Source organism: Azohydromonas lata NBRC 102462, from assembly GCF_001571085.1.
Lineage (GTDB): Bacteria > Pseudomonadota > Gammaproteobacteria > Burkholderiales > Burkholderiaceae_C > Azohydromonas > Azohydromonas lata.
The window spans coordinates 41,525-64,700 of the sequence record NZ_BCTC01000029.1 but is presented as its reverse complement, the minus strand read 5'-3'; the positions used below and the strand labels follow the sequence as shown (position 1 = coordinate 64,700).

Genomic DNA, 23,176 nt, shown 5'->3' with positions numbered 1-23,176 from the left:
CCCCGACGTGCAGGCGGGGCCGGGGCAGGGCGCTCATGGACGCCTCCCGGAAGGGTCAGGCGTGCCGGTGAAACGGGATGCCGGGGGCCGTCCCCAGCCACGCAGGTGCCGCATACCGCTCGCTCCCTTGCAGGCGCTTCACCCGGCCGGGTTGATGGAGGGTGATGCGACTGCGGGTGGCGGCGGGTGGTGGAGTCAATGTAGAAGCGCAAGGCCATCCCCTGTATCGGGGACAACACCCTGCCTGCGGGCGTGCGGACCGCCTGGGCCGCTCAGGCCGTCATCGCCTCGAAGCCCGTGGCCGTCAGGCGCAGTGCGCGGTCGGCGCGCGCCGCGGCCGTTTGCGAGTGCGTCACCAGCAGGCAGATGGCCCCTTCCGCGCGGGCCTGCTCCAGCAGCAGCGTCATCACGCGCTCGGCCGTGGCCGGGTCCAGGTTGCCCGTGGGCTCGTCGGCCAGCAGCAGCGCCGGGCGGTGCACCAGCGCGCGGGCGATGGCCACGCGCTGCAGTTGGCCGCCCGAGAGCGTGCGCGGCAGCCGCTCGTCGAACCCTTGCAGCCCAACCACGGCCAGCATGTGCTTCACCCGGGCCGCGTCCGGCCGCTTGAGCAGCAGCAGCGGCAAGCCGACGTTCTGCGCCACGCTCAGGTGCGGCAGCACGTGAAAGGCCTGGAACACGAAGCCCAGCTTCTCGCGGCGCCAGCGCGCGCGGGCCTCCTCGCCCAGGCTGAACACGTCCACGCCGTCCAGCACCACGCGGCCGGCATCGGCCTGGTCCAGCCCGGCGATGCAATTGAGCAGCGTGGATTTGCCCACGCCGGATTCGCCCAATATCGCGATGAATTCGCCTTGACTCGCTTTCAGGTCCACGCCGGTGAAAACGGGGGTGTCGGCATAGCGTTTTTCAAGGGCTTGGAGGGACAGCATGGATTCGTGGAGCCATTTGCGGACGGCGCCACTGTAAGGGCAAAGGGAAGGCCTGGCCGTGTTTTGTGGTCTACGGTGATTGCGCAGTCAATCGGCTTGCGCTTTTTGCCTTGTAAAATATTGATGGCCCAATATAAATATTGGGGTGTGTTTTTTTTTGATTGGATGTTGTTCAAATGATGACAGCGACTTGTGAATCCCTCGAAGAAGTCCGCACCCAAATTGACCGCCTGGACCGACAGATCGTCGCCCTCGTCGCCGAGCGCGGCGGCTATGTAAAACAGGCGGCAAAATTCAAGAAGACCACCGACGACGTCAAGGCGCCGCAGCGCGTGGAGCAGGTGATTGCCAAGGTCAAGTCATTGGCCGGGGAATTGGGTGCCAATCCTGACGTCACGGAAAGGGTGTACCGGGCCATGATCGCGGCCTTCATCGAGGCGGAAATGGCCGAGCACGCCCGACTGGCCGGCTCCGCGTCCGGCGATTGACCGAACGCCGCCTTTGCCGGGCCCGGTAATAGTTCACGTTTTTCGGGGATTCGCGCCATGCCCCTGTTATTTGCGCTCAGCGCCGGACGAACAACTGCCTGGACCTAAAGCTTTCGAACGGCTTGCAGGCATCATGTGCCCGCGGATTTTCCCGCCTGCATGAGCAGTGATGGCGCCGGTCGCGTACCGGTATTTCAGGATTTACCAGTTCAAGGCAAAAGTAGTCATGGCTGCTGAGCGGTTCGGCGATGTTTCATCCGACGCGCAACCCGTCACTTACTCCACGCGCGTGGACATCTGGCTCGCAGCGGCGCTGCTGCTGGCCTTCGGCGCGGTGATTTATGAAGCCACCGTGGACGGTATTCCCGCCGCCTGGGGCATTGGTTTGCTCATGGCCGTGGCGCTGCGCGTCATGGTGCTGCCTTGCCGCTACATCCTCATGCCGGACCATTTGCTGGTGTGCAGCGGCATGCGTCGATGGGAAATTCCCTATCAGGAAATCAAGTCCATCATGCTCAGCCTCAATCCGGCCTCGGCGCCGGCACTGTCGCTGCGGCGCGTGGAAATACGCTACGGGCGGGAATTGATGCTGGTGTCGCCGCGCTCGCGAACGGAATTCATGGCGGCGCTGTATTCGCGCATGAAGCGCAGCAGCTTCACGCGACCCGGCTGATCAGCGCCTGCAGCGGCTGTGCCGCGTCGCAGGCAATGGAAATTCGCCACGGCATGCTGCGCAGCCAGGTGAGCTGCCTTTTGGCCAATTGCCGCGTCGCGGCGCTGCCGGTTTCCAAGACCTGACGTCGCAAGGGCGCGCCGGACAATCCGGCGTCCAGCGCCTCCCACACCTGCCGGTATCCCACGCAGCGCATGGAGGGCAGCTCGATATTCAAGTCGCCGCGCGCGCGCAGCGCCTCGACTTCCGCCACCAGCCCGGCCTGCAGCATTTGCTCGAAACGCAAATTGATGCGTTCGTGCAGCCACGAGCGGTTTTCCGGCTCCAGCGAGAAAAACGGGCCTTCCGGTGCCTTGGCTTTTTTTTCGCGGTGGAAGCTCGATATCGGCCGGCCGCTGGCGCGGTAAACCTCCAGCGCCCGCGAAATGCGCTGCGCGTCCAGCGGCGCTAGCCGCGCGGCGGTCACCGGGTCCACTTTGGCGAGCTCGCCATGCATGAAGGCCCAACCCTGCTCGGCGGCCTGGGCTTCTATGTCCGCGCGCAGCGGCGGCACCGAGGGCGGCATGTCGTCCAGGCCGTCTATGAGCGCCTTGAAGTACAGCATGGTCCCGCCCACCAGCAGCGGCAGCGCGCCGCGCTCGCGGATTCGTGCCATGGCGGCCTGCGCGTCGGCCACGAATTGCGCGGCGGAATAGGCTTGCGTGGGCGCTATCAGGTCCAGCAGATGGTGCGGCGCGCGCGCGCGTTCCTGCGCCGTGGGCTTGGCCGTGCCGATGTCCATGCCGCGGTAGACCAGCGCCGAGTCCACGCTCACGATTTCCGCCGGCAGCCCACGCGCGGCCAGGTGCTCGGCCAGGTCCAGCGCCAGCGCGGTCTTGCCGCTGGCCGTTGGGCCGGCCAGGGCGATCCAGGGCAGGGCGCGCAGCCCGTCCAGGCCCGCCGCGCTCATGCCGTGCGCGCCCGCGCCGGCACGCCGTGGCGCTGCACCAGCGTCCAGCCCACCGTGGCGGTGGCGATGCCGAACACGCCCAGCACCAGGCCCAGCGGCCGGGTCGTCCCGTTCATGGCGTGGCCCACCCACAGGCCGACCACGAAGGCGGTGGTGGCCAGCACGAACCCGTTGAGCGCCGAGGCCACGCCCGCCATGCGCGGGAAGGGCCCCACCGCGCCGGCCTGCCCGCAGGGCTGGTGGATGCCGTGGCCGAAGGCGTAGAGCCACTGCGGCAGCAGCACGGCCCACACCTCCTGCACGCCCGCCAGCGCCAGGCCCGCCATGGACAGGCCGCCGGCCAGGCTGAACCCCGCGCCGCGGCGCACGGCGCCGTCCAGCCCGTGGCGCAGCAGCCAGCGCCGGCAGAAGAAGGTGCCCAGCAGGTAGGCCACCGAGCCGGAGGCCAGCGCCACGCCGTACTGGCCGGGCGTGAGCCCAAGCACCTCGATGTAGACGAAGGACGACAGCGCCAGGATGGCGAACAGCCCGCCGTAGGTGCAGGCCACCAGCGCCGACCACGCGCGGAAGGTGCGGTGGCCCAGCACCTCGCGCACCGCGGCGGCCAGCGGTTTCAATCGCAGCGCCTGCGGGTTGCGGTGCGCGAGCGACTCCGGCAGTTGCCGCGCCACGAACAGCAGCGCGATGGCGCCTATGGCCGCCACCGCGCCCAGCGGCGCGCGCCAGCCCAGCGTGGCCGCCAGCGTGCCGCCGAGCATGGGCGAGGCGATGGCGATCAGGCCCAGGCCCGACATGCCCTTGGACATCACGTGCGCGCCCTCGCTGGGCTCGTACAGGTCGCGCACCATGGCGCGGGCGCACACCACGGCCGCGGCCAGCGCCGCGCCCTGCACCGTGCGCCACAGCACCAGCCAAGCCAGGGCCGGCGCCAGCGTCGCTCCCAGACTCGCGGCGGTGTAGAGCGACAGGCTCAGCAGCAGCACCGGGCGGCGGCCGAAGCGGTCGGCCACCGGTCCCCAGAAGAGCTGCCCCATGCCGAAGGCCAGGATCAGCGCCGACATGGTGAGCTGGCTCTGCGCCGTGCTCGCCTCGAAGGCGCGGGTGAGGCGCGGCAGCGCGGGCAGGTAGAGGTCCGTGGTCACAGGCTGCAGGCCCATCAGCAGCGCCAGCGCCACGGCCACGACGGCGGGGGACACGGGGGCCGCGGCTGCGGGTTGGGCCGTATTGCTCAGGGGACTGCGTTTTGCGGACATCGCGCGAGCGTAGCAGCCGCGCACGGCCCGCCAGCCCCAGAACGGCCCGCGCCGTCAATCCCGCAGGCAGGCACGCCGTTTGCTCTGTGGCCGGATTCGTCTGCCGCCCGCACCCGCTGCCCATGTCCCTAGGCTCGCAAGTCCCCCACGCCCGGCGCGCCCCGGCGTCCTCCAAGCGCTTCCTGAAGCACGCCGCCGACTCCGATGGGGCCGGTGACGGGCCGCCGGTGGCGCCGCCTGCCGCGGCCGGCGATCACGTGGGCCCCTTGCCGCCACCGCCGGAGCGCCGCCGCAGCGGCGACGCCGACGTGGAGGCCGTGCAGGCCGCGCTGCGCGACAGCCAGGCCCGCTTCCAGGCCGTGTCCGAGCTTGTCCCCGACCTGCTGTGGCGCGTGGGCCCCGGCGCGCAGGCCGACTGGTTCAACCGCCGCTGGAGCGAGTACACCGGCCAGGCCGAGCCCGCGGCCCTGGGCCAGGGCTGGGTGGACTGCATGCATGCCGACGACCGCCCCGTGGCCCGCGCGCACTGGCGCCACGCCGCCGACACGGGCCTGGCCTTCGTGCAGGAGCTGCGGCTGCGCCGGCACGACGGGGTTTACAGATGGCACCTCGTGCGCGTGGAGCCCCTGGCCGAGGCCGGCGGCGGGCCGCGGCGCTGGTTCTGCGTGGCCACCGACGTGCACGAGCAGCACACCGCGCGCGAGCTGCTGGAGCAGCGCATGCAGCAGCGCTCGCGCGAGATGCGCACCGTGCTGGACAGCGCGGCCAGCGCCATCGTCGCCACCGACCTGCACTGGCGCATCACCACCATCAACCGCGCCGCGCAGGAGCTGCTGGGCATCAGCGCCAGCCAGGCGCTGGGCCTGCGCGTGCTGGACTTCTTCGAACCCGCGCAGTTGCGCGAGCGCGCCCGCACGCTGCCGGCCGACATCCTGCGCGTGCTGTGGCCCTCGCGCCGCGTGGACGACGAGCCGTCGCGGCCCGGCGCCGAGTCCGGCCAGGAGTGGAGCTGCGTGCGCGCCGACGGCTCGCGCGTGCCCGTGCTGCTGAGCCTGAGCGTGCTGCGCGACGGCCGCGACGCGCCCAAGGGCTTCCTGGGCGTGCTCACCGACCTCTCCGAGCGCAAGGCGCTGGAGGAGACGCTGCGCCAGCGCACCGCGCAGGCCGAGGCGGCCAGCCGCGCCAAGAGCGCCTTTCTCGCGCACATGAGCCACGAGATACGCACGCCGCTCAACGCCGTCATCGGCCTGAGCCAGCTCATGGCGCGCATGGAGCTATCCCCGGACGGGCGGCGCTTCATAGGCCACATCCAGCAGGCCGGCGAGCAGTTGCTGGCGCTGACCAACGACGTGCTGGACCTCTCGCGCATCGAGGCCGGCGAGATGCACCTGGAGTCCGTGCCCTTCGAGCTGGGCCCGCTGCTGCACGCGCTGTGCGCCATGGTCGAGCCGCAGGCCACGGCCAAGGGCTTGAAGCTGCGCCTGGACACCGGCGCCGCCGCCGAGCCCACCTGGCCCGGCCCGCTGCTGGGCGATCCGCTGCGCCTGAAACAGGTGCTGCTCAACCTGCTGGGCAACGCCGTGAAGTTCACGCCGTCCGGCGAGGTCACGCTGGGCGTGGCCGCCCGCGAGCAGGACGGCGGCCGGGCGCTCCTGCGCTTCGAGGTGCGCGACACCGGCATAGGCATCTCGGCCGAGCAGCGCGTGCGCATCTTCGAGCCCTTCATGCAGGCCGACAGCTCCACCACGCGGCGCTTCGGCGGCACGGGCCTGGGCCTGTCCATCGTCCGCCGCCTGGTGGACGTGATGGGCGGCACGCTGTCGCTGCACAGCGTGCCCGGGCAGGGCAGCAGCTTTGCCGTGGAGATCTCGCTGCCGCTGCAGGATGCGTCCGCTGCGCCGCGCTGAGCGAGGGCCCGCCCGGGCACCGCGCTTGCACTGGCCCGGGGCAACTACCCATTTGAAATCAAGCAGTTGGAGCAGCGATGACCACGGGCAGCAAGGCTGAGGACGACGACAGGCCGCTGGACGACCAGGGCGGCAGCCAAGGCTTGCCTGCTGCCGGCGAAGTGGAGGGCAATGCCTGCAACCCCACGGGCGGGCCCGGCGTGCGGCACTGGCAGGCCGGCTTCATCAGCCAGCCCGGGCTGGACGAGCGCGGCAACGTGTTCTTTGCCGCCATAGAGATGACGCGCATGCCCATGGTCATCACCGACCCCAACCAGCCGGACAACCCCGTGGTCTTCGCCAACCGCGCCTTCCTGGACCTCACGGGCTATGACGAAGCGCAGGTGCTGGGCCGCAACTGCCGCTTCCTGCAGGGCCCCGACACCGACCCCGACGCCGTGGCCGAGGTGCGCGAGGCCCTGGCCGAGCACCGCGCCGTGGCCGTGGACCTCGTCAACTACAAGGCCGACGGCACGCCGTTCTGGAACGCGCTGTTCATCGGGCCGGTCTTCGACGCCGAGGGCCGGCTGCTCTACTACTTCTCCTCGCAGGTGGACATCTCGCGCCGGCGCAGCTTCGAGCTGTCGCTGCGCCAGGCGCAGAAGATGGAGGCCATAGGCCAGCTCACCGCCGGGCTGGCCCATGACTTCAACAACCTGCTGCAGGTGGTCACGGCCAACCTGGAGATCGCCGCCATGCGGCTGCGCCAGGACGAGCTGGGCCTGCGCTGCGTGCGCCAGGCCCAGCGCGCGGCAGAGAAGGGCGGCAAGCTCACGCAGCAGTTGCTGGCCTTTGCGCGCAAGCAGCGCCTGGAGCCGCGGCGCGTGAACCTCAACGCGCTGGTGGTGGAATTCAGCGAGATGCTGGTGCGCACCCTGGGCGACAAGGTGGACTTGCGGCTGGACCTCAAGCCGGGGCTGCCGCACTGCCGGCTGGACCCGACGCACCTGGAGATGGCGCTGCTCAACGTGCTCATCAACGCGCGCGACGCCATGCCCGGCGGCGGCCGCGTGAGCGTGGGCACCATGCTGCTGGAGGAGGGCAGCCGGCCGCGGGTGCCGCCGCTGCCGCCCGGACCGCACGTGGTGCTGTGCGTCGTGGACGAGGGCCAGGGCATGCCGGCCGAGGTGGCCAGCCGTGCCACGGAGCCCTTCTTCACCACCAAGGAGCCCGGCACGGGCCTGGGCCTGGCCATGGTGCACGGCTTCGTGCAGCAGTCGCACGGCCGGCTGGAGATCACCAGCGAGCCCGGCCGCGGCACCACGGTGCGCATGATCTTTCCGGCCGAGGCACCGCATCTGGGGGCGCCGGCACCGTGGCGCGGCGAGGCCGGTGCGGCGTCAGGCGGCGCCCAGGAGGCCGCCACCGCCGGCGAGGCTGCCGGCCCTGCCGCCGACCACGACGGCGGCGCCACCATCCTGCTCGTGGAGGACAACGAGGACGTGCGGCTCATGACCGCGCACTGCCTGTGCGAGCAGGGCTACCGCGTGCTCAGCGCGCCCAGCGGCGAGGCGGGGCTGGAGCTGCTTGGGCGGCAAGGCCACGTGGACCTGCTGTTCACCGACGTCATCATGCCCGGCGGCATGAACGGCCTGGTGCTGGCCGAGCGCGCGCGCCGGCGCCAGCCGGGGCTGCCCGTGCTGCTGGCCACGGGGTATGCCGAAGAGCTGGCCGGCCACGGCAGCAGCCGCGACCCGGTGCTGAGCAAACCCTACCGGCAGGCCGAGCTGCTGGAGCGCGTGCGCGCGCTGGTGCACGCCGGCGCCGGGAGCGATGCGCCGCCGCCGTCCAGGCCTGGCCTGCAGGCCGCCCAGGGCTGCGCCTGCGAGGCCGCGCCACCCTCGCCGCCGCCGCGGCGCTCCCGTCACGAACAGCAAGGCTGAAAGCGTTCGCCCCATGCCCAAGCACATCCTCATCGTCGACGACCTGGCCGACGTGACCGCGGTGTTCCAGTACTACTTCGAGAGCATGGGCTACCGCGTGAGCGTGGCCGGCAACGGCGAGCAGGCGCTGGCGCTGGAGGCGGCCGACCCGGCCGACCTGGTGATCTCCGACCTGAGCATGCCGGGCATGAGCGGTCGCGACCTGGTCATGCAGCTGCGCCGGCGCCGTGCGCAGCTGCCCATCATCATGATGTCCGGCTACGCGGGCGACGAGCCGCTGATCCATGGCTGCACCAGCTTCCTCGTCAAGCCCGTCAACCTCGCGCTGTTGAACCGGCAGGTGGAGGAGATGCTGGCGCAGGAGGGCGGCGGCGAGGCGGAGGTGGGTGGTTGAGGGGGTAACGGCATGGAGGTTCATGCGGCCTCGGGCACGCCCATTGCCCAATGACAAGCACGGCCCGGGAGCTGCCCAAGCCGGCGTGATCAGCGCCCGGGGCCGATTGATCGATCCACAGCCACTAGAGGAGCACACCTTATGAGCACGATCCGCAACACCCTTGCCGCCACTGCCGTTGCGCTGCTGGCCCTGTCCGGCGCCGCGCAAGCCGCCGACCAGTCCAATGTGGGCACCGGCACGCCGGCCGCCAAGGCCGAGATGGACCGCGGCGTTCCGGGCGTGGACGTGGACGTGGGCAAGAACGCCAAGGGTGCGGTCGATGTCAACGTCAACAAGAACAACGCCAACGAAGCCACCCCGGCCCACACCGTCAACGGCACGGGCACCATGGACCACAACCGCAGCGGCATGCGCGCGGCGCGCGCCGACCGGGGCTGATCGTCCCCAGGGTCTCCTGAAGGAGTCCCTCTTGTCCTGAACCTTCGCGGCAGCGCACGGCGCTGCCCGCGCAGCAAGGCCCCGGCGCCGTCAGGCGGCGGGGCCTTTGCACGTCTCGTCAGAACTTCTCGAAGTCCCCGAGGTAGCGCCACTGCCCCGGCGGCAGCTTGCCCAGCACCACGGAGCCGATGCGCACGCGCTTGAGGCCCACGACCTTGAGGCCCACGGCCTCGCACATGCGGCGGATCTGGCGCTTGCGGCCTTCGCGCAGGACGACGCGCAACTGGTCCTCGTTCTGCCAGCTCACCTGCGCGGGCTTGAGCGGCTTGCCGTCGAGCTCCAGGCCGTGCCGCAGCAGTTCCAGGTCGCGGTCGGGCAATCGACCGGGGTGCTGGTATTCCACGCGCACCAGGTACTCTTTTTCCACCTTGGTCTCGTCGCCGATGAGCTGCTTGGCGATGCGGCCGTCCTGGGTGAGCACCAGCAGCCCGGTGGAGTCGATGTCCAGCCGCCCGGCGGGCGCCAGGTGGCGGCCATGGCCCGGGTGGAAGCGCAGGCGCGAGGGGTCCTCGCTCCAGTGGTTCTCGGCCGTCACCAGCACGGCGGCGGGCTCGTAGCCGTCCTCGGCCTGGCCGCTGACGTAGCCGATGGGCTTGTTGATGAGGATGGTCACTCGCTTGGCCTGCGCCTGGCGTGCGGCGTCGTCGATCTCCACGACCTGGCCCGGCATCAGCCGCTGGCCCAGCACGGCCATCTTGCCGTCCACCTTCACCCAGCCGGCATCGATCCAGTCGTCGGCCTCGCGGCGCGACACCAGACCCTGCTCGGAGAGGTGTTTCGAAAGGCGCACGCCCTGGGCGACGGCGGCCGGTTCGGCGTCGTCGTCCTCACCCCTGGCCGGTGCATCCCAGCTCCGGGAGCGGGCCTCGTCGGCCTCGATACGGCGCTGCGGCACGGGCTGGCCGGGGGCGGGGCTGCGGCGGTTGAAGGCCGGGCGCTCGTCGCGCGCGGCACGCTCGGCGTGGAAGCCGCCGCGCTCGGGGCGCTGCAGGCGGTCGCCGAAGCCGCCGCGGTCACGGTCGCCGAAGGCGGGGCGCTCGTCGCGGCGCGGGCGGTCGCCGTGGAAGCCACCGCCTTCCTCGCGCTGGGGGCGGTCGGCATGAAAACCGCCGCGCTCGGGCCGCTCGGGGCGTTGGGGCCGATCCCCAAAGCCACCGCGCTCGTCGCGCCGGCCGGGGCCACCGAAGCCACCGCGGTCGCCGAAAGCGGGGCGCTCGTCGCGGCGCGGACGCTCGCCGTGGAAGCCGCCACGCTCCTCGCGCTGGGGGCGGTCGGCATGAAAACCGCCACGCTCGGGCCGCTCGGGGCGTTGGGGGCGATCCCCAAAGCCGCCGCGCTCGTCGCGCCGGCCGGGGCCGCCGAAGCCGCCACGGTCACGCTCGCCGAAGGCGGGGCGCTCGTCGCGGCGCGGGCGGTCGCCGTGGAAGCCACCGCGTTCCTCGCGCTGGGGCCGGTCGCCGTGGAAGCCGCCGCGCTCGGGGCGCTGCGGGCGCTCGTCGCGCCGGCCGGGGCCGCCGAAGCCGCCGCGGTCGCGGTCGCCGAAGGCGGGGCGCTCGTCGCGGCGAGGGCGGTCGCCGTGGAAGCTGCCGCGGTCGTCACGCTGGGGGCGGTCGGCATGAAAACCGCCGCGGTCGTCGCGTTGCGGGCGGTCGTCACGGCGCGGCCGGTCTTCGCGCGGGCCGGCGTGGCGGGGGCGGTCATTGCTGAAGCCGCCGCGGTCGTCGGGGCGGCGGGGGCGGTCGCCGGCGTCGCGGCGCGGGCCGCGGGGGGCGTCGTCGCGGCGGTCCTGGCGGGCGGGGCGATCGCCGTGGCTGCGTTGTTCGTCGCGCGCGGCGCGCTCGGCCGCGGTGGGCGGCGGGCCGGCCTTGCGCGCGGTGGGCCGCACGTTGGCGCGGCGCGGGTCGCGCGTCTTGGCGCCAGCCTTCAATCCGATCTTGGGTCTTTCACTCATCCTGGAATTGGACCATGCCGGCACGGCCGCGCTCCCGGACGGTGCTGTCGGCGGCAGGGTTGGGCGGGCAGTAGTGCGCGTGTGCCCCGGGTTCCATCCAGGGCGCAGCCCCCGCGCCGGCTCCTATGCTGCATCGCACCAAGTCCACCGACAGGGAGACCCGCATGCAGCACCTGGACCCCATCACGCGCCGCCGCCTGCTGTACTGGCTCCCGGCTTGCGCACTGCCTGCCACGGCGCAGGCCCTCAGGCCCGCGGACGACGCGCCCGCCGACGCCCAACGCCGCGACGCCCCGGCGCTGCTGCTGGCGCGCGAAGCCCCGGCCGGCGTGGACCCCGCCGGCTACCTCGTGAGCGAAAAATTCGACGGCGTGCGCGCGTTGTGGGACGGCGAGCGGCTGCGCTTTCGCAGTGGCGCCCTGGTGCCGGCACCGGCGGCCTTGCTGCGCCGGTTGCCCGCGCAACCGCTGGACGGCGAGCTGTGGCTCGCGCGCGGACGCTTCAGCGAGCTGGCCGGCCGCGTCAAGCGCCAGGAGGCGCGCGAGGCGGACTGGGAGGGCATCCGCTATCAGCTCTTCGAGCTGCCCGGCGCACCCGGCTCCTTCGAGGAGCGCGCCCAGGCCCTGGCCGCGCTGGTGGCGCGCACCGGCTGGGACACGCTGCAGGCCGTGCCGCAGGAGCGGCTCGTGGACCGCGCCGCGCTGCAGCGCCGGCTGCGCCAGGTGCTGGCCGCCGACGGCGAGGGCCTGGTGCTGCACCGCGCCGATGCGCCCTACGCCACGGGCCGCTCGGACGTGCTTCTGAAACTCAAGCCCCGGCAGGACGCCGAGGGCGTGGTCGTGGGCCGGCACTTCGGCGCCGAGGGCCGCATGCACGGCCTGCTGGTGGCGCTGCGGCTGCGCATGCTGGAGGGCGACCGGCGCGAGTTCCTGCTCGGCAGCGGCTTCAGCGACGCCCTGCGCCGCGACCCGCCGCCGCTGGGCAGCGTGGTGAGCTACCGGCACCGCGGCTGGAGCAGCGGTGGGCTGCCGCGCTTCGCGAGCTTCCTTCGCGTCGATCCGGGCTTCTGAGCCGCGGCGACGAGAGGGCCGTCAGGCGGCTCGGGTATCGTCCCGCGGATGAGCGACCTGACCTTCTTCTGGCACGACTACGAGACCTTCGGCCGCGTGCCGCGCCGCGACCGTCCGTCCCAATTCGCCGGGGTGCGCACCGATGCCGACCTCAACGAGATCGCCGAGCCGCTGATGCTGTACTGCCAGCCGCCGCTGGACATGCTGCCCGACCCCGAGAGCTGCCTGCTCACGGGCATCCTGCCGCAGCATTGCCAGGAGCAGGGCGTGCCGGAGCACGAGTTCGCCGCCGCCATAGAGCGCGAGCTGGCCCGGCCCGGCACCGTGGGCCTGGGCTACAACAGCATCCGCTTCGACGACGAGGTCACGCGCTTTCTCTTCTGGCGCAACCTCATGGACCCGTATGCCCGCGAGTGGCAAAACGGCTGCGGGCGCTGGGATTTGTTGGACGTCGTCCGCTGCGCCTACGCGCTGCGTCCCGACGGGCTGCAGTGGCCGCAGCATCCGGACGGGCGCCCGTCCTTCAAGCTCGAAGACCTCGCCGCCGCCAACGGGCTGCTGCACGACGCCGCCCACGATGCGCTCTCGGACGTGCGCGCCACCATCGCGCTGGCGCGGCTGGTGAAGCAGGCGCAGCCCAAGCTCTGGGACTTCTGCCTGAAGCTGCGGCGCAAGGACGCGGTGCTGGCCGAGATCGGGGTGGGCCGCCCCTTCCTGCACGTATCGGGCATGTTCGGCCCCGAGCGCGGCTGCATCGCGCTGATGTTCCCCATAGGCCCGCACCCCAGCAACCGCAACGAGCTGCTGTGCTGGGACCTGGCGGCCGATCCGGCGGAGCTGTTCGAGCTGGACGCGGCCACCATCCGCCAGCGCCTGTTCACCCGTACCGACGAGCTGCCGGAAGGCGTGGCGCGGCTGCCCATCAAGAGCGTGCACATCAACAAGGCGCCCGTGGTCATAGGCAATCCGCGCACGCTGAGCCCGGCGCAGGCGCAGCGCTGGGGCCTGGACATGGCCCAGCAGATGGAGCACGCGCAGCGCTTTGCGCAGCACGCGCCGCTGCCGCCGCAGCTGTGGGCCGAGGTGTTCGAGCGTCCCCGCGCGGAAGGCCCGATGGACGTGGACGAGGATCTTTACGGCGGCTTTGTCGGCAACGGTGACCGGCAAAAGCTCAACGCGCTGCGCGCCGCGCCGCCGCACGAGCTGGCGCTGCGCGAGCCGCCGTTCGAGGACGCGCGGTTGAACGAGCTGGTATTCCGTTGGCGCGCGCGCAACTTTCCCGGCACCTTGGACGAAGCCGAGCAGGCCCGCTGGGAGCGCCACCGCGCGCGCCGCCTGCACGAGGGGCAGGGCGGCGTGATGACGCTGGCCGCCTTCGCCGAGCGCATAGACGCCCTGAGCGAAACCGCGGACGAGCGCGGCCACGACATCCTGGGCGCGCTGTACGACTGGGCGGAGGAGATCGCGCCGTAAGGGGCGCAGGGATGGCGATGTAGAGGGCGGGGCCTCACGGCGCCCCCACGCTCCCATGCAGCGCCGCGTGCCGGCAGGCCTCGGCGCAGCGGCGGCAGGCTTCGGCGCATTCCTGGCAATGCTCCATGGCGTGGCGGCCGCACTCGGTGCCGCAGGCTTCGCACAGTTGGGCGCACAGCGCGCAGATGGCCTGCGCGTGCTCGCTGTCGCGTGCCATCGCGCCGGAGGCCAGGCGGCACACGGCCGCGCAATCGACGTCCAGCGCGATGCAGCGCGCCATCGGTTTGGGCTGCGGCTCCTGCAGGCAGGAAACGGCGCAGTGGTCGCAGGCCGCGGCGCACGCGTCGCAGGCTTCGATGCAAACGGCGTAGGGATGGTTGTCCATGAATCGCTTCTCCACAGCCCGCTTTGGGCGGGCGACGTGGCGCTGCCGGCAAGCATCGCACCCGCGCCGCGCCGCGCATGCCGCTTGCTGATCCCTGGTCACCGGCCGGGCGGCCTCTTTTGGGCCGCCACGCAACCTGTTCGATTCAAGGAGCGAAGCATATGAACCACCGTCCCTCCGCCCGCTTGGGCCGCCTCGACGCCGCGCGACGCAACTTCCGGCTCGCCGTCCTGGGCGGCGCCGTGCTGGTGGCCCTGGGCGCCACGGCCACGGCCAGCCATGCCGCCACCCGCGTGGACCGCAGCGCCGCGCAGTCCCAGTACCGCTCCGACCTGCAGTACTGCCGCAGCGGCCAGGCTACGCAGCCGCGCGCGCTGTGCGAGCACGAGGCGCGCAACGCCTACAACGAGGCGCTGCGCGGCACGCTGGACGTGCCCGTCGTCGCCCAAGGCACGCGCTCCACGGGCAGCAGCGCCACCACCACGGGCGCGGGTACGGGGTCTTCGTCCTCCTACGGCAGCGGCAGCGGCTCCAGCACCGGCATGTCCGGCAGCTCCAGCGGTTCCAGCGGCTCCTCCGGCATGGGCGCCTCGGGCAGCTCCTCCTCCGGCAGCTATGGCAGCGGGTCAGGCTCCAGCTCCAGCGGCATGAGCGGCTCCACCACGGGTGCGGGCACGGGCAGCACGGGCAGCACGGGCAGTTCCTCCGGCAGTTACGGCAGCGGCGCCTCGCCGGCCGGCGCGGTGGGCGGCGCCACGTCCGGTAACACCGGCAGCGGTGCCTACACCGGCGCCAACCGCAACACGGCCAGCGACGCCAACACCAACAGCGGCTCCTCCGGCAACAGCGGCTCCACCACCGGCACGGGCGCCGTCAACAGCGGCAACACGGGCAGCGGCATGCCTTCCGGCGCCACGGGCAGCGGCTCCACGGGCATGTCGTCCGGCAGCGGTACCAGCGGCACGGGCATGACGGCTCCGTCCACGGGCTCCTCGCGCTCCACCGGCAGCGGCACGCCCACGGGCAGCGGCAGCACGCGCGGCATCGGGGACTCCAACACGGGCAGCACGTCTTCCGGCAACAGCGGCTCCACCACCGGCACGGGCGCGGTCAACCCGGGCAGCACGGGCTCCGGCACCTCTTCCGGCACGGGGCGCTGAGCGCGCCGGGACAGGCGCTTTTTCCCGATCCCGGCCGGCTGCGGCCGGCGCACCAGGGCCGCGGCAACCGCCGCGGCCTTTTCGTTGCCGGCTCGACTTTCGCTCCCGCAACGCCGGCGCAGTGCCCGCATACGGCACCTGCCGCGCGGGCCCAGGTTTTGCCCGGTGCCCTGGGTGGCGGGCACCATTGCAGAAGGCCTTGCAAGCCAGGCCGGCCCGCCGCATCCACTGCACGGGAGAACACCATGAAATCGACTCTTCGCCCCCGCGGCGCCGCGCTGCTGCTGTCCCTGGCCGGTGCGCTGGCGGCGCTGCCTTCATTTGCCGCGGACCCGGCCGCGCAGCCTGCTGCCCCCCACGCCACCGCGCAGGCGCCGGCCGCCGGCAGCCCGCTCGCGCGTGACGCGCGGGCCAGCAAGATCATCGGCCGTGAGGTGCTGGGCACCGGCGGCGAGAAGCTGGGCCGCATCGACGACCTCATCGTGGACATGAACACCGGCCGCCTGCAGTACGCGGTGCTGTCCTTCGGTGGCGTGGCCGGGTTGGGCGACAAGCTGTTCGCCTACCCGGTCAACGCCTTTCGCGCCGCGGCCGACAGCGACGACTTGACGCTCAACGTGGATAAGGACCGCCTGCGCAGCTCGCTCGGCTTCGACAAGGCCCACTGGCCCGGGCTGGACGCCACCGCCTACTGGCGCGACGTGGACCGCTACCACGGTGGTGCCCAGGCGCCGGCGCAGGCCGCGACCGCGCACCGCCTCATGCGCATGAGCAAGCTGCTGGACAAGGACGTCAACGACCGCCAGGGCAAGGACGCCGGCGAGGTGGAGGACGTGGTGGTCAACATGGCCCAGCAGCGCGTGCACTACGTGGTGCTGGACTTCGACAAGAAGTGGAGCCCGGACGACAAGCTGCTGGCGCTGCCCCTGTCCGCGCTGAGCCTGCCCGCGGGCCGGGACAAGGACGCCGACCTCGTGCTCAACGTGCCGCGCGAGCAGTTGGACATGAAGCGCGGCTTCGACGAGAACGCCTGGCCCGACGTCAACGACCCGGCCTACAGGCACGACGTGGGCGGCTGGCTGGACCACTTCCCGCCCACCAGCCGCGCGCAGGAGCAGGGGCGCTGAGGCATCGGCCCCGCGCGCCCCGCATGCGCTACTGCCACAGCCGGTAGCTCCAGAAGCTTTCGTCCTCCTGGATGCGCCGGTACAGCTCCTCGGGGCTGAAGCCGGTGACGCGGCGCACCTCGCGGCAAAGATGGGACTGGTCGGCGTAGCCGGTGGCGTCGGCCAGCTCGGCCCAATTGGGCGCGCCACGCTGGGCGGCATTGGCCATGCCCTCGAAGAAGGCCCTTTCCGCCCGCCCCATGCCCAGCAGCGCGCGCATGGGCAGCCCGGCCCAGCGCTTCACCCGCCGCTCCATCTGGCGCAGGCTCTTGCCGGGGCCGGAGAGCGCCGCGTGCGTGGCCAGGGACTGTGCCCAATCCAGGTAGCGGTGCGCGTGCAGCGGCAGGGCGGGGCGCACGGCCTGCCAGCGCGGCTCCAGGAAGTCTTCTATGCAGGCCACGCGGGCCTCGTCGTCCGGGGCGTGCAGCACGGCGTCCAGCAGCGGCCGCCAGTCCGCCGGCAGGCAGGCATGGGCATCGGCACGGCGGTCCACCCACTCGGCCACTTCCAGGCCCGTGAGGCGGTGCACGGCGTCGGCGGTGAGGGCCAGCATCAGGCCGTGCGTGGGGCCGGGGTGCCAGTACAGCATGGGCACGGTGACGGGGCCGCCGAACACCACGCGGCCCGGCATGGGCTCGCGCGGCACGGCGGTGGAGGCCGGCGAGCCGCGGGGCAGCAGCTCGGTGCTGCCTTCGAGCTGCCAGAACAGGCCGCACAGGGGCGACGTGGGCATGTGGTCGAAGCGCTGGGCGTCGTCGAGCCGTGCGCCGCGCGTGTCGCGCGCCATCACGGCGCGCACGCACGAGGCCAGCGCCGGGCGCGGCAGCCAAAGGCGGCTGATGGTGTGGGGCGAGAGATTGCCGGGCATGGCAGGACAGCTTAAGGAGCGGCCGCGGGCGCGGTTTGGAGTCGCCGGCAGTGTCGCTTTCGTTCAAGACGCGAAGCTGACGCCGCGGCCACCATGCGGCCCATGAACACCACGATGACGCGCGGCGCAGCGGACGCCGCCCAGGGAAGTTTCGATTCCGCGACCCGCCAGCCTTGGCCTTCGCGCCCAAGCGGCAGCCGCCCGCCCGGCCCGCGCGGGCGCTGGCTGGGCCTGTCGCTGCTGGCCGACATGAAGCGCGACTACCTGGGCTTCGCCGAGCAGCGGCACCGCCTCTACGGCGACGTCTGCAACATGCGCCTGTTCCAGGAGCGCGCCTACGACCTGTTTTCGCCGGACATGGTGCGCGAGGCGCTGGTGGACCATGCCGACGCCCTGGTGCGCTGGGAGCGCGGCGTGGAAGTGTTTGCCCAGGCCTTCGGCAGCAGCGTGCTCACCACCGAGGGGCCGCTGTGGCAGCGCCAGCGCCGCATGCTCATGCCCGCCTTCACGCCCAAGCGCGTGGCCGGCTACGCGGGGCTGATGCGCGAGGCCGCCGCCACCGCGCTGGAGCGCGCGCTGCCTGCGGGCGTGGCCGAGGACGAGGTGGGCATGGACGCGCTCTTCTCGCGCGTGGCCATGGACGTGATCCTGCGCACCCTGTTCGGCCGGCAGCTCGAAGGCGAGGCCGAGGCCGCCATCCACGCCACGCGCGTGATGGGCGAGACGGCCATGCGCGAGATGTTCTTTCCCGTGACGCTGCCGGACTGGCTGCCGCTGCCCGCCAAGGCGGCCAAGCGCCAGGCGCTGCGCACGCTGCGGGGCTTGGTGCACGGGCACATCCAGCGCCGCCGTGTCCAGGGCGGCCAGGAGGACGAGGGCGACGACCTGCTGGCCCGGCTGCTGGCCCTGCGCGACGAGGAGACGGGCGAAAGCCTGAGCGGCCAGGAACTGTTCGACCAGTGCATGGTGAGCTTCCAGGCCGGGCACGAGACCGCGGCCACGGCGCTGCTGTGGTGGAGCCGGCTGCTGGCGGCGCATCCGGCCGCGGCGGCCAAGGCGCGCGAGGAGGTGGACGCCGTGCTGGCCGGCCGCGACCCGGGCGCGCAGGACGCGATGGCGCTGCCCTACGTCACGGCGACGCTCAAGGAGGCCATGCGGCTGTACCCGCCCATCGCCGCGCTGATGACGCGGCGCACGCTGCGCGAGATCACGGTGGGGGGCTGGACCATTCCACCCGGCACGCTGCTCTACGTCACGCCCTGGGTGCTGCAGCGCGACCGGCGCTGGTGGCCGCAGCCCAACGAGTTCCGTCCCGAGCGCTTCCTGCCCGGCGCGCCGGAGGTGCCGCGCGGGGCCTACATCCCCTTCGGCGTGGGCCCGCGCGTGTGCCTGGGGCAGCACTTCGCGATGCTGGAGATGAGCATCGTCGCGGCCATGCTGCTGCGGCGGTACGAGCTGGAAGTGCCGGAAGGCGCGCCGGAGCCGGAGCCTGTGCTCAACGTGACCTTGCGGCCCAAGGATGGGGTGACCTTGCGGCTGCGGCGGCGCGCGATGTAAGGCTGCGAATGCGCCGTTGCGCTGGGCAAGGCCTGTAGGAGGCCCGCTTGCGGGCCGAACCGTGGCCCGGCTGCAATTCGGCCCGCCAGCGGGCCTCCTACAAGGAGCGCGCTGCTGGCCGGCGCAGGCGCCGTAGGCAACTTGTTGCGGCGGAGAAACCCCGGTGCCGGGCCGCTTTTGATCGCGCCGCTGGGCCCCCACTGGCGCAGCATCGGGCCCGTGACGACCACCTCCAGCCCGCACGGCGCGACCGCCGCCGCCTCTGCGCCATCCGCTGAACATCCCGGCGTGCCCGGCCGCTGGTGGGGCCTGCCGGTGCTGTTGGCCATGTACCGCGACTTCCTGGGTGCCGCCCAGGCGCGGCACAAGGCCCATGGCGACCTCTGCCGCATGCGCATTGGCGGGCATGACGTCTACGACCTGTTCGCGCCGGACCTCGTGCCCGAGGCGCTGGTGGACCAGGCGGAGCGGCTGGTGCGCCATCCGCCGTCCATTGCCGTGCTGAAACGCTGCTTCGGCCTGGGCGAGGGCGTCATCACCACCGAGGGCGACATCTAGCAGCGCCAGCGCCGCATGCTGCAGCCGGCCTTCCTGCCGAGCCCGGTGGCCGGCCTGGCCGTGCAGATGCGCGATGCGGCCCAGGGCGTGCTGGAGCGGGCCGTGCCCGCGGGCGGGCAGCAGGCGCTGGTGGACATGGAGGTGCTGTTCAGCCGCGTGGCGATGGACGTGATCCTGCGCACCCTGTTCGGCCGCCATAGGCGCCATGCAGGTGCTGGGCAAGGCGGCGATGTTCGAGCTGGTGTTTTCCTTTGCCGGGCTGGACTGGCTGCCCCGGCCCGGGCGGGCCGCGCGGCAGCGGGCGCTGGGGACGATGCGCAAGCTGGTGGGCGGGCACATCGCGCGCCGCCGCGCGCAGGCCGACCCCGCGGCCGGCGACGATTTATTGGCCCGGCTGCTCGCGCTGCGCGACGAGGCCACGGGCGAGGCGCTGAGCGAGCGCGAGGTGTTTGACCAGTGCATGGTCACCTTCCAGGCCGGTCACGAGACCACGGCCACGGCGCTGACCTGGTGGAGCCGGATGCTGGCCGGCCACCCCGAGGCCGCGGCGCGCGCGCGGGCCGAGGTGGACGCCGTGCTCGGCGACCGCGACCCGGGCCCCGGCGATGCGGCGGCGCTGCCCTGGCTGAGCGCCACGGTGAAGGAAGCCATGCGCCTGTACCCGCCGCTGCCGGCGCTGATCACGCGCCACACGGTGGGGGAGATCACAGTGGGCGGCTGGCGCATCGCGCCCGGCGCCAGCCTCTATCTCACGCCCTGGGTGCTGCACCACGATCCGCGCTGGTGGGAGGCGCCGGACGAGTTCCGCCCCAAACGCTTCCTGCCCGGCGCACCGGACGTGCCGCGCGGCGCCTACATGCCCTTCGGCATAGGCCCGCGCGTGTGCATAGGGCAGCACTTCGCGATGCTGGAAATGGTCATCGTCGCGGCCATGCTGCTGCGGCGCTATGACCTGGAATTGCCGGAAGGGACGGCCGAACCCGTGCCGGTGCTCAACGTGACGCTGCGGCCTCGGGGTGGGCTGCGCCGGCGGTTGCACCGGCGGCGCTGAGGGCAATGAAAAAGGCCCGCTTGCGCGGGCCTTCGTACTGGCGTGTCAGCCGCGGCACTCAGCCACGGCCGAAAGTGGAACTCAGGCCGTCACGCCCTTGGCGACTTCCGCGTACTCCTCGATCTGGTCGAAGTTCATGTACTTGTAGATCTGCGCGGCGTTCTTGGTCACCACGCCGATCTCGGCCATGTACTCCTCCACGGTCGGGATGCGGCCCAGCTTGGAGCACACCGCGGCCAGCTCGGCCGAGCCCAGGAACACGTTGGTGTTCTTGCCCAGGCGGTTGGGGAAGTTGCGGGTCGAGGTGGACATCGCGGTGGAGCCTTCCTTGATCTGCGCCTGGTTGCCCATGCACAGCGAGCAGCCCGGCATTTCCATGCGGGCACCCGCGCCGCCCAGGGTGGCGTAATAGCCTTCCTTGGTCAGCTCGGCGGCGTCCATCTTGGTCGGCGGGGCCACCCACAGGCGCACCGGGATGTCCTTCTTGCCTTCGAGCAGCTTGCCCGCGGCACGGAAGTGGCCGATATTGGTCATGCACGAGCCGATGAACACCTCGTCGATCTTGGTGCCGGACACTTCCGAGACGAACTTGGCGTCGTCCGGGTCGTTCGGGCAGCACACGATCGGCTCCTTGATGTCGGCCAGATCGATCTCGATCACGGCGGTGTACTCGGCGTCGGCGTCGGCCTTGAGCAGCTCCGGCTTGGCCAGCCAGGCTTCCACGGCTTCGATGCGGCGCTGCAGCGTGCGGGCGTCGGCGTAGCCGTTGGCGATCATGTTCTTCATCAGAACGATGTTCGACCGCAGGTACTCGGCCACCGGCTCGGTGTTGAGCTGCACGGAGCAGGCGGCGGCCGAGCGCTCGGCGGCGGCGTCGGACAGCTCGAACGCTTGCTCGACCTTCAGGTTGGGCAGGCCTTCGATCTCCAGCACGCGGCCGGAGAACACGTTCTTCTTGCCGGCCTTCTCGACGGTCAGCAGACCGGCCTTGATGGCGTACAGCGGAATGGCATGCACCAGGTCACGCAGCGTGATGCCGGGCTGCATGTCGCCCTTGAAGCGCACCAGCACCGATTCCGGCATGTCCAGCGGCATCACGCCCGTGGCGGCACCGAAGGCCACCAGGCCCGACCCGGCGGGGAAGCTGATGCCGATGGGGAAGCGGGTGTGCGAGTCGCCGCCCGTGCCCACGGTGTCGGGCAGCAGCAGGCGGTTGAGCCACGAGTGGATCACGCCGTCGCCCGGGCGCAGCGCCACGCCGCCGCGGCTGCTGATGAACTGCGGCAGCTCGCGGTGCATCTTCACGTCCACCGGCTTCGGATAGGCGGCGGTGTGGCAGAAGGACTGCATCACCAGGTCGGCCGAGAAGCCCAGGCAGGCCAGGTCCTTGAGCTCGTCGCGGGTCATCGGACCGGTCGTGTCTTGCGAACCGACCGTGGTCATCTTGGGCTCGCAGTACGTGCCCGGGCGGATGCCCTGGCCTTCGGGCAGGCCGCAGGCGCGGCCGACCATCTTCTGCGCCAGCGTGAAACCCTTGCCGGAGTCGACGGGGGGCTTGGGCAGGCGGAAGGCGGTGGAGGCTTCCAGGCCCAGGAACTCGCGGGCCTTGGCGGTCAGCGAGCGGCCGATGATCAGGTTGATGCGGCCGCCGGCGCGCACTTCGTCCAGCAGCACGTCGCTCTTGAGCGCGAAGCTGGCGACGACTTCGCCGTTCTTGACCAGCTTGCCCTCGTAGGGCAGCACGTCGATGACGTCACCCATCTCCAGCTGGCTCACGTCCACTTCGATGGGCAGCGAGCCGGAGTCTTCCTGCGTGTTGAAGAAGATGGGGGCGATCTTGCCGCCCAGCGTCACGCCGCCGAAGCGCTTGTTGGGCACGAAGGGGATGTCCTGGCCGGTGGCCCAGATCACGCTGTTGGTGGCCGACTTGCGCGAGGAGCCGGTGCCCACCACGTCGCCCACGTAGGCCACGAGGTTGCCCTTCTTCTTCAGGTCGTCGATGAACTGCATCGGACCGCGCTTGCCGTCTTCCTCCGGCTGGAACGCCGCGCCGGGGCGGGCGTTCTTGAGCATGGCCAGGTAGTGCATCGGGATGTCCGGGCGGCTCCAGGCGTCCGGGGCGGGCGACAGGTCGTCGGTGTTGGTCTCGCCGGGCACCTTGAACACCGTCACGGTGATCTTCTGCGCCACTTCGGGACGGCTGGTGAACCACTCGGCATCGGCCCAGCTCTGCACCACTTCCTTGGCCACGGCGTTGCCGGCCTTGGCCTTCTCGGCCACGTCGTGGAAGTAGTCGAACATCAGCAGGGTCTTCTTCAGACCCGCGGCGGCCACGCCGGCGACTTCGGCGTCGTCCAGCAGGTCGATCAGCGGCTTGACGTTGTAGCCGCCCACCATGGTGCCCAGCAGCTCGGTGGCTTGGGCGCGCGGCATCAGCGCCACGGCCAGGTCGCCGGCGGCCACGGCGGCCAGGAAGGAGGCCTTGACCTTGGCCGCATCGTCAACGCCCGGAGGCACGCGGTGCGTCAGCAGCTCCAGCAGGAAGGCTTCCTCGCCGGCCGGCGGGTTCTTGATCAGCTCGATCAGCTCGGCGGTCTGCTTGGCCGACAGCGGCAGCGGCGGGATGCCGAGCGCGGCGCGTTCGGCGACATGTTGGCGATAGGCTTGCAGCATCAGGGGCTCCGTGCTCCGTGGAAACCGTTTTAGGAAGCGGCCCGCGTTCGAGCGCAAGCCGACTCTGACATTTTATGTCTTATATAAGACTTGGGACAGTGCCCCAGCGTGTCGCTGTGGCGTGCCGGCCCCGCGCGAGTCTGCCGCCATGGTGCGGCGCAGCAAGCACACCCGGGACACGCCTGGGGTCTTCCGGGGCCGTTCAAGTGTGAAAAAGCCGGCTTGCGCCGGCCTTGCGTTGCGTCAGGCAG

At 71.7% G+C, this 23,176-nt stretch carries 20 protein-coding genes; 13 read left to right on the top strand and 7 right to left on the bottom strand.

Annotated elements, in window-relative coordinates; genetic code table 11:
• Positions 1-272: 272 nt before the first annotated feature.
• Positions 273-926 (bottom strand): ABC transporter ATP-binding protein, encoded by a 654-nt coding sequence (locus ALA01S_RS12580; protein ID WP_066336800.1) that lies wholly within the window; start codon positions 924-926, stop codon positions 273-275.
• A 176-nt stretch (positions 927-1,102) separates the two neighbouring features.
• Here ALA01S_RS12580 and ALA01S_RS12575 point away from each other — a divergent pair, with 176 nt between their 5' ends.
• Positions 1,103-1,414, top strand: a complete 312-nt coding sequence (locus tag ALA01S_RS12575) for a chorismate mutase (RefSeq protein ID WP_218011464.1) — start codon at positions 1,103-1,105, stop codon at positions 1,412-1,414.
• A 226-nt stretch (positions 1,415-1,640) separates the two neighbouring features.
• Positions 1,641-2,087, top strand: coding sequence for a PH domain-containing protein (locus ALA01S_RS12570; RefSeq protein ID WP_066336796.1), 447 nt, complete (start codon positions 1,641-1,643; stop codon positions 2,085-2,087).
• Here ALA01S_RS12570 and miaA read toward each other — a convergent pair.
• Together miaA and ALA01S_RS12560 are read right to left on the bottom strand one after the other, a co-directional pair.
• Complete coding sequence (gene miaA, locus ALA01S_RS12565) at positions 2,071-3,036, bottom strand: tRNA (adenosine(37)-N6)-dimethylallyltransferase MiaA (RefSeq protein WP_066336794.1); 966 nt, start codon at positions 3,034-3,036, stop codon at positions 2,071-2,073. The two genes, ALA01S_RS12570 and miaA, sit on opposite strands and share 17 nt — an antisense overlap.
• The gene (locus ALA01S_RS12560) at positions 3,033-4,232 is read right to left on the bottom strand and encodes a multidrug effflux MFS transporter (RefSeq protein ID WP_238455780.1); all 1,200 of its coding nucleotides are present in this window, start codon (positions 4,230-4,232) and stop codon (positions 3,033-3,035) included. The genes miaA and ALA01S_RS12560 overlap by 4 nt, the downstream gene beginning before the upstream one ends.
• 179 nt (positions 4,233-4,411) lie before the next feature.
• On the opposite strand from ALA01S_RS12560, the gene ALA01S_RS12555 reads away from it, so the two are divergent.
• The 4 genes from ALA01S_RS12555 to ALA01S_RS12540 all read left to right on the top strand — a co-directional run bounded on the left by ALA01S_RS12555 (position 4,412) and on the right by ALA01S_RS12540 (position 8,953).
• Positions 4,412-6,196: a PAS domain-containing sensor histidine kinase gene (locus tag ALA01S_RS12555; protein ID WP_157118968.1), complete on the top strand. Its 1,785-nt coding sequence runs from the start codon at positions 4,412-4,414 to the stop codon at positions 6,194-6,196.
• Positions 6,197-6,273: 77 nt separating this feature from the next.
• Entirely contained in the window at positions 6,274-8,118 is a 1,845-nt protein-coding gene (locus ALA01S_RS12550; protein WP_084267490.1) for a histidine kinase famiy protein, read from the top strand.
• Positions 8,119-8,131: 13 nt separating this feature from the next.
• Positions 8,132-8,512, top strand: a complete 381-nt coding sequence (locus tag ALA01S_RS12545) for a response regulator (protein WP_066336787.1) — start codon at positions 8,132-8,134, stop codon at positions 8,510-8,512.
• 141 nt (positions 8,513-8,653) lie between these two features.
• Complete coding sequence (locus ALA01S_RS12540; protein ID WP_066336785.1) at positions 8,654-8,953, top strand: hypothetical protein; 300 nt, start codon at positions 8,654-8,656, stop codon at positions 8,951-8,953.
• A gap of 118 nt (positions 8,954-9,071) precedes the next feature.
• On the opposite strand, the gene ALA01S_RS12535 is transcribed toward ALA01S_RS12540, so the two are convergent.
• Positions 9,072-10,964 (bottom strand): pseudouridine synthase, encoded by a 1,893-nt coding sequence (locus ALA01S_RS12535; protein ID WP_084267488.1) that lies wholly within the window; start codon positions 10,962-10,964, stop codon positions 9,072-9,074.
• A 164-nt stretch (positions 10,965-11,128) separates the two neighbouring features.
• Between ALA01S_RS12535 and ALA01S_RS12530 the strand changes: the two genes are divergently transcribed.
• Together ALA01S_RS12530 and sbcB are read left to right on the top strand one after the other, a co-directional pair.
• The gene (locus ALA01S_RS12530; protein WP_066336805.1) at positions 11,129-12,034 is read left to right on the top strand and encodes a DNA ligase; all 906 of its coding nucleotides are present in this window, start codon (positions 11,129-11,131) and stop codon (positions 12,032-12,034) included.
• A gap of 48 nt (positions 12,035-12,082) precedes the next feature.
• Positions 12,083-13,507 carry an exodeoxyribonuclease I gene (sbcB, locus tag ALA01S_RS12525; RefSeq protein ID WP_066336781.1) on the top strand — a complete coding sequence of 475 codons (1,425 nt, stop codon included), beginning with the start codon at positions 12,083-12,085 and terminating at the stop codon, positions 13,505-13,507.
• Positions 13,508-13,541: 34 nt separating this feature from the next.
• Here the strand turns inward: sbcB and ALA01S_RS12520 are convergent, their stop codons facing one another.
• Positions 13,542-13,892, bottom strand: a complete 351-nt coding sequence (locus tag ALA01S_RS12520) for a four-helix bundle copper-binding protein (protein WP_066336778.1) — start codon at positions 13,890-13,892, stop codon at positions 13,542-13,544.
• Between the two features lie 161 nt (positions 13,893-14,053).
• Here ALA01S_RS12520 and ALA01S_RS12515 point away from each other — a divergent pair, with 161 nt between their 5' ends.
• Positions 14,054-15,052 carry a hypothetical protein gene (locus ALA01S_RS12515; RefSeq protein ID WP_066336775.1) on the top strand — a complete coding sequence of 333 codons (999 nt, stop codon included), beginning with the start codon at positions 14,054-14,056 and terminating at the stop codon, positions 15,050-15,052.
• Positions 15,053-15,297: 245 nt separating this feature from the next.
• Complete coding sequence (locus ALA01S_RS12510; protein ID WP_066336773.1) at positions 15,298-16,179, top strand: PRC-barrel domain-containing protein; 882 nt, start codon at positions 15,298-15,300, stop codon at positions 16,177-16,179.
• Positions 16,180-16,207: 28 nt separating this feature from the next.
• On the opposite strand, the gene ALA01S_RS12505 is transcribed toward ALA01S_RS12510, so the two are convergent.
• The gene (locus tag ALA01S_RS12505; protein WP_066336771.1) at positions 16,208-17,086 is read right to left on the bottom strand and encodes a helix-turn-helix domain-containing protein; all 879 of its coding nucleotides are present in this window, start codon (positions 17,084-17,086) and stop codon (positions 16,208-16,210) included.
• A 102-nt stretch (positions 17,087-17,188) separates the two neighbouring features.
• Between ALA01S_RS12505 and ALA01S_RS12500 the strand changes: the two genes are divergently transcribed.
• The 3 genes from ALA01S_RS12500 (at position 17,189) to ALA01S_RS12495 (ending at position 20,252) form a co-directional block, all read left to right on the top strand.
• On the top strand, positions 17,189-18,643 hold the full coding sequence (locus ALA01S_RS12500) for a cytochrome P450 (RefSeq protein WP_084267487.1): 1,455 nt from the start codon (positions 17,189-17,191) through the stop codon (positions 18,641-18,643).
• A gap of 219 nt (positions 18,644-18,862) precedes the next feature.
• Positions 18,863-19,201 carry a cytochrome P450 gene (locus tag ALA01S_RS34760; protein ID WP_238455779.1) on the top strand — a complete coding sequence of 113 codons (339 nt, stop codon included), beginning with the start codon at positions 18,863-18,865 and terminating at the stop codon, positions 19,199-19,201.
• Between the two features lie 205 nt (positions 19,202-19,406).
• Positions 19,407-20,252: a cytochrome P450 gene (locus ALA01S_RS12495; RefSeq protein WP_238455778.1), complete on the top strand. Its 846-nt coding sequence runs from the start codon at positions 19,407-19,409 to the stop codon at positions 20,250-20,252.
• A gap of 81 nt (positions 20,253-20,333) precedes the next feature.
• Here ALA01S_RS12495 and acnB read toward each other — a convergent pair whose 3' ends face one another.
• Positions 20,334-22,925 carry a bifunctional aconitate hydratase 2/2-methylisocitrate dehydratase gene (gene acnB, locus ALA01S_RS12490; RefSeq protein WP_066336768.1) on the bottom strand — a complete coding sequence of 864 codons (2,592 nt, stop codon included), beginning with the start codon at positions 22,923-22,925 and terminating at the stop codon, positions 20,334-20,336.
• Between the last annotated feature and the right edge of the window lie 251 nt (positions 22,926-23,176).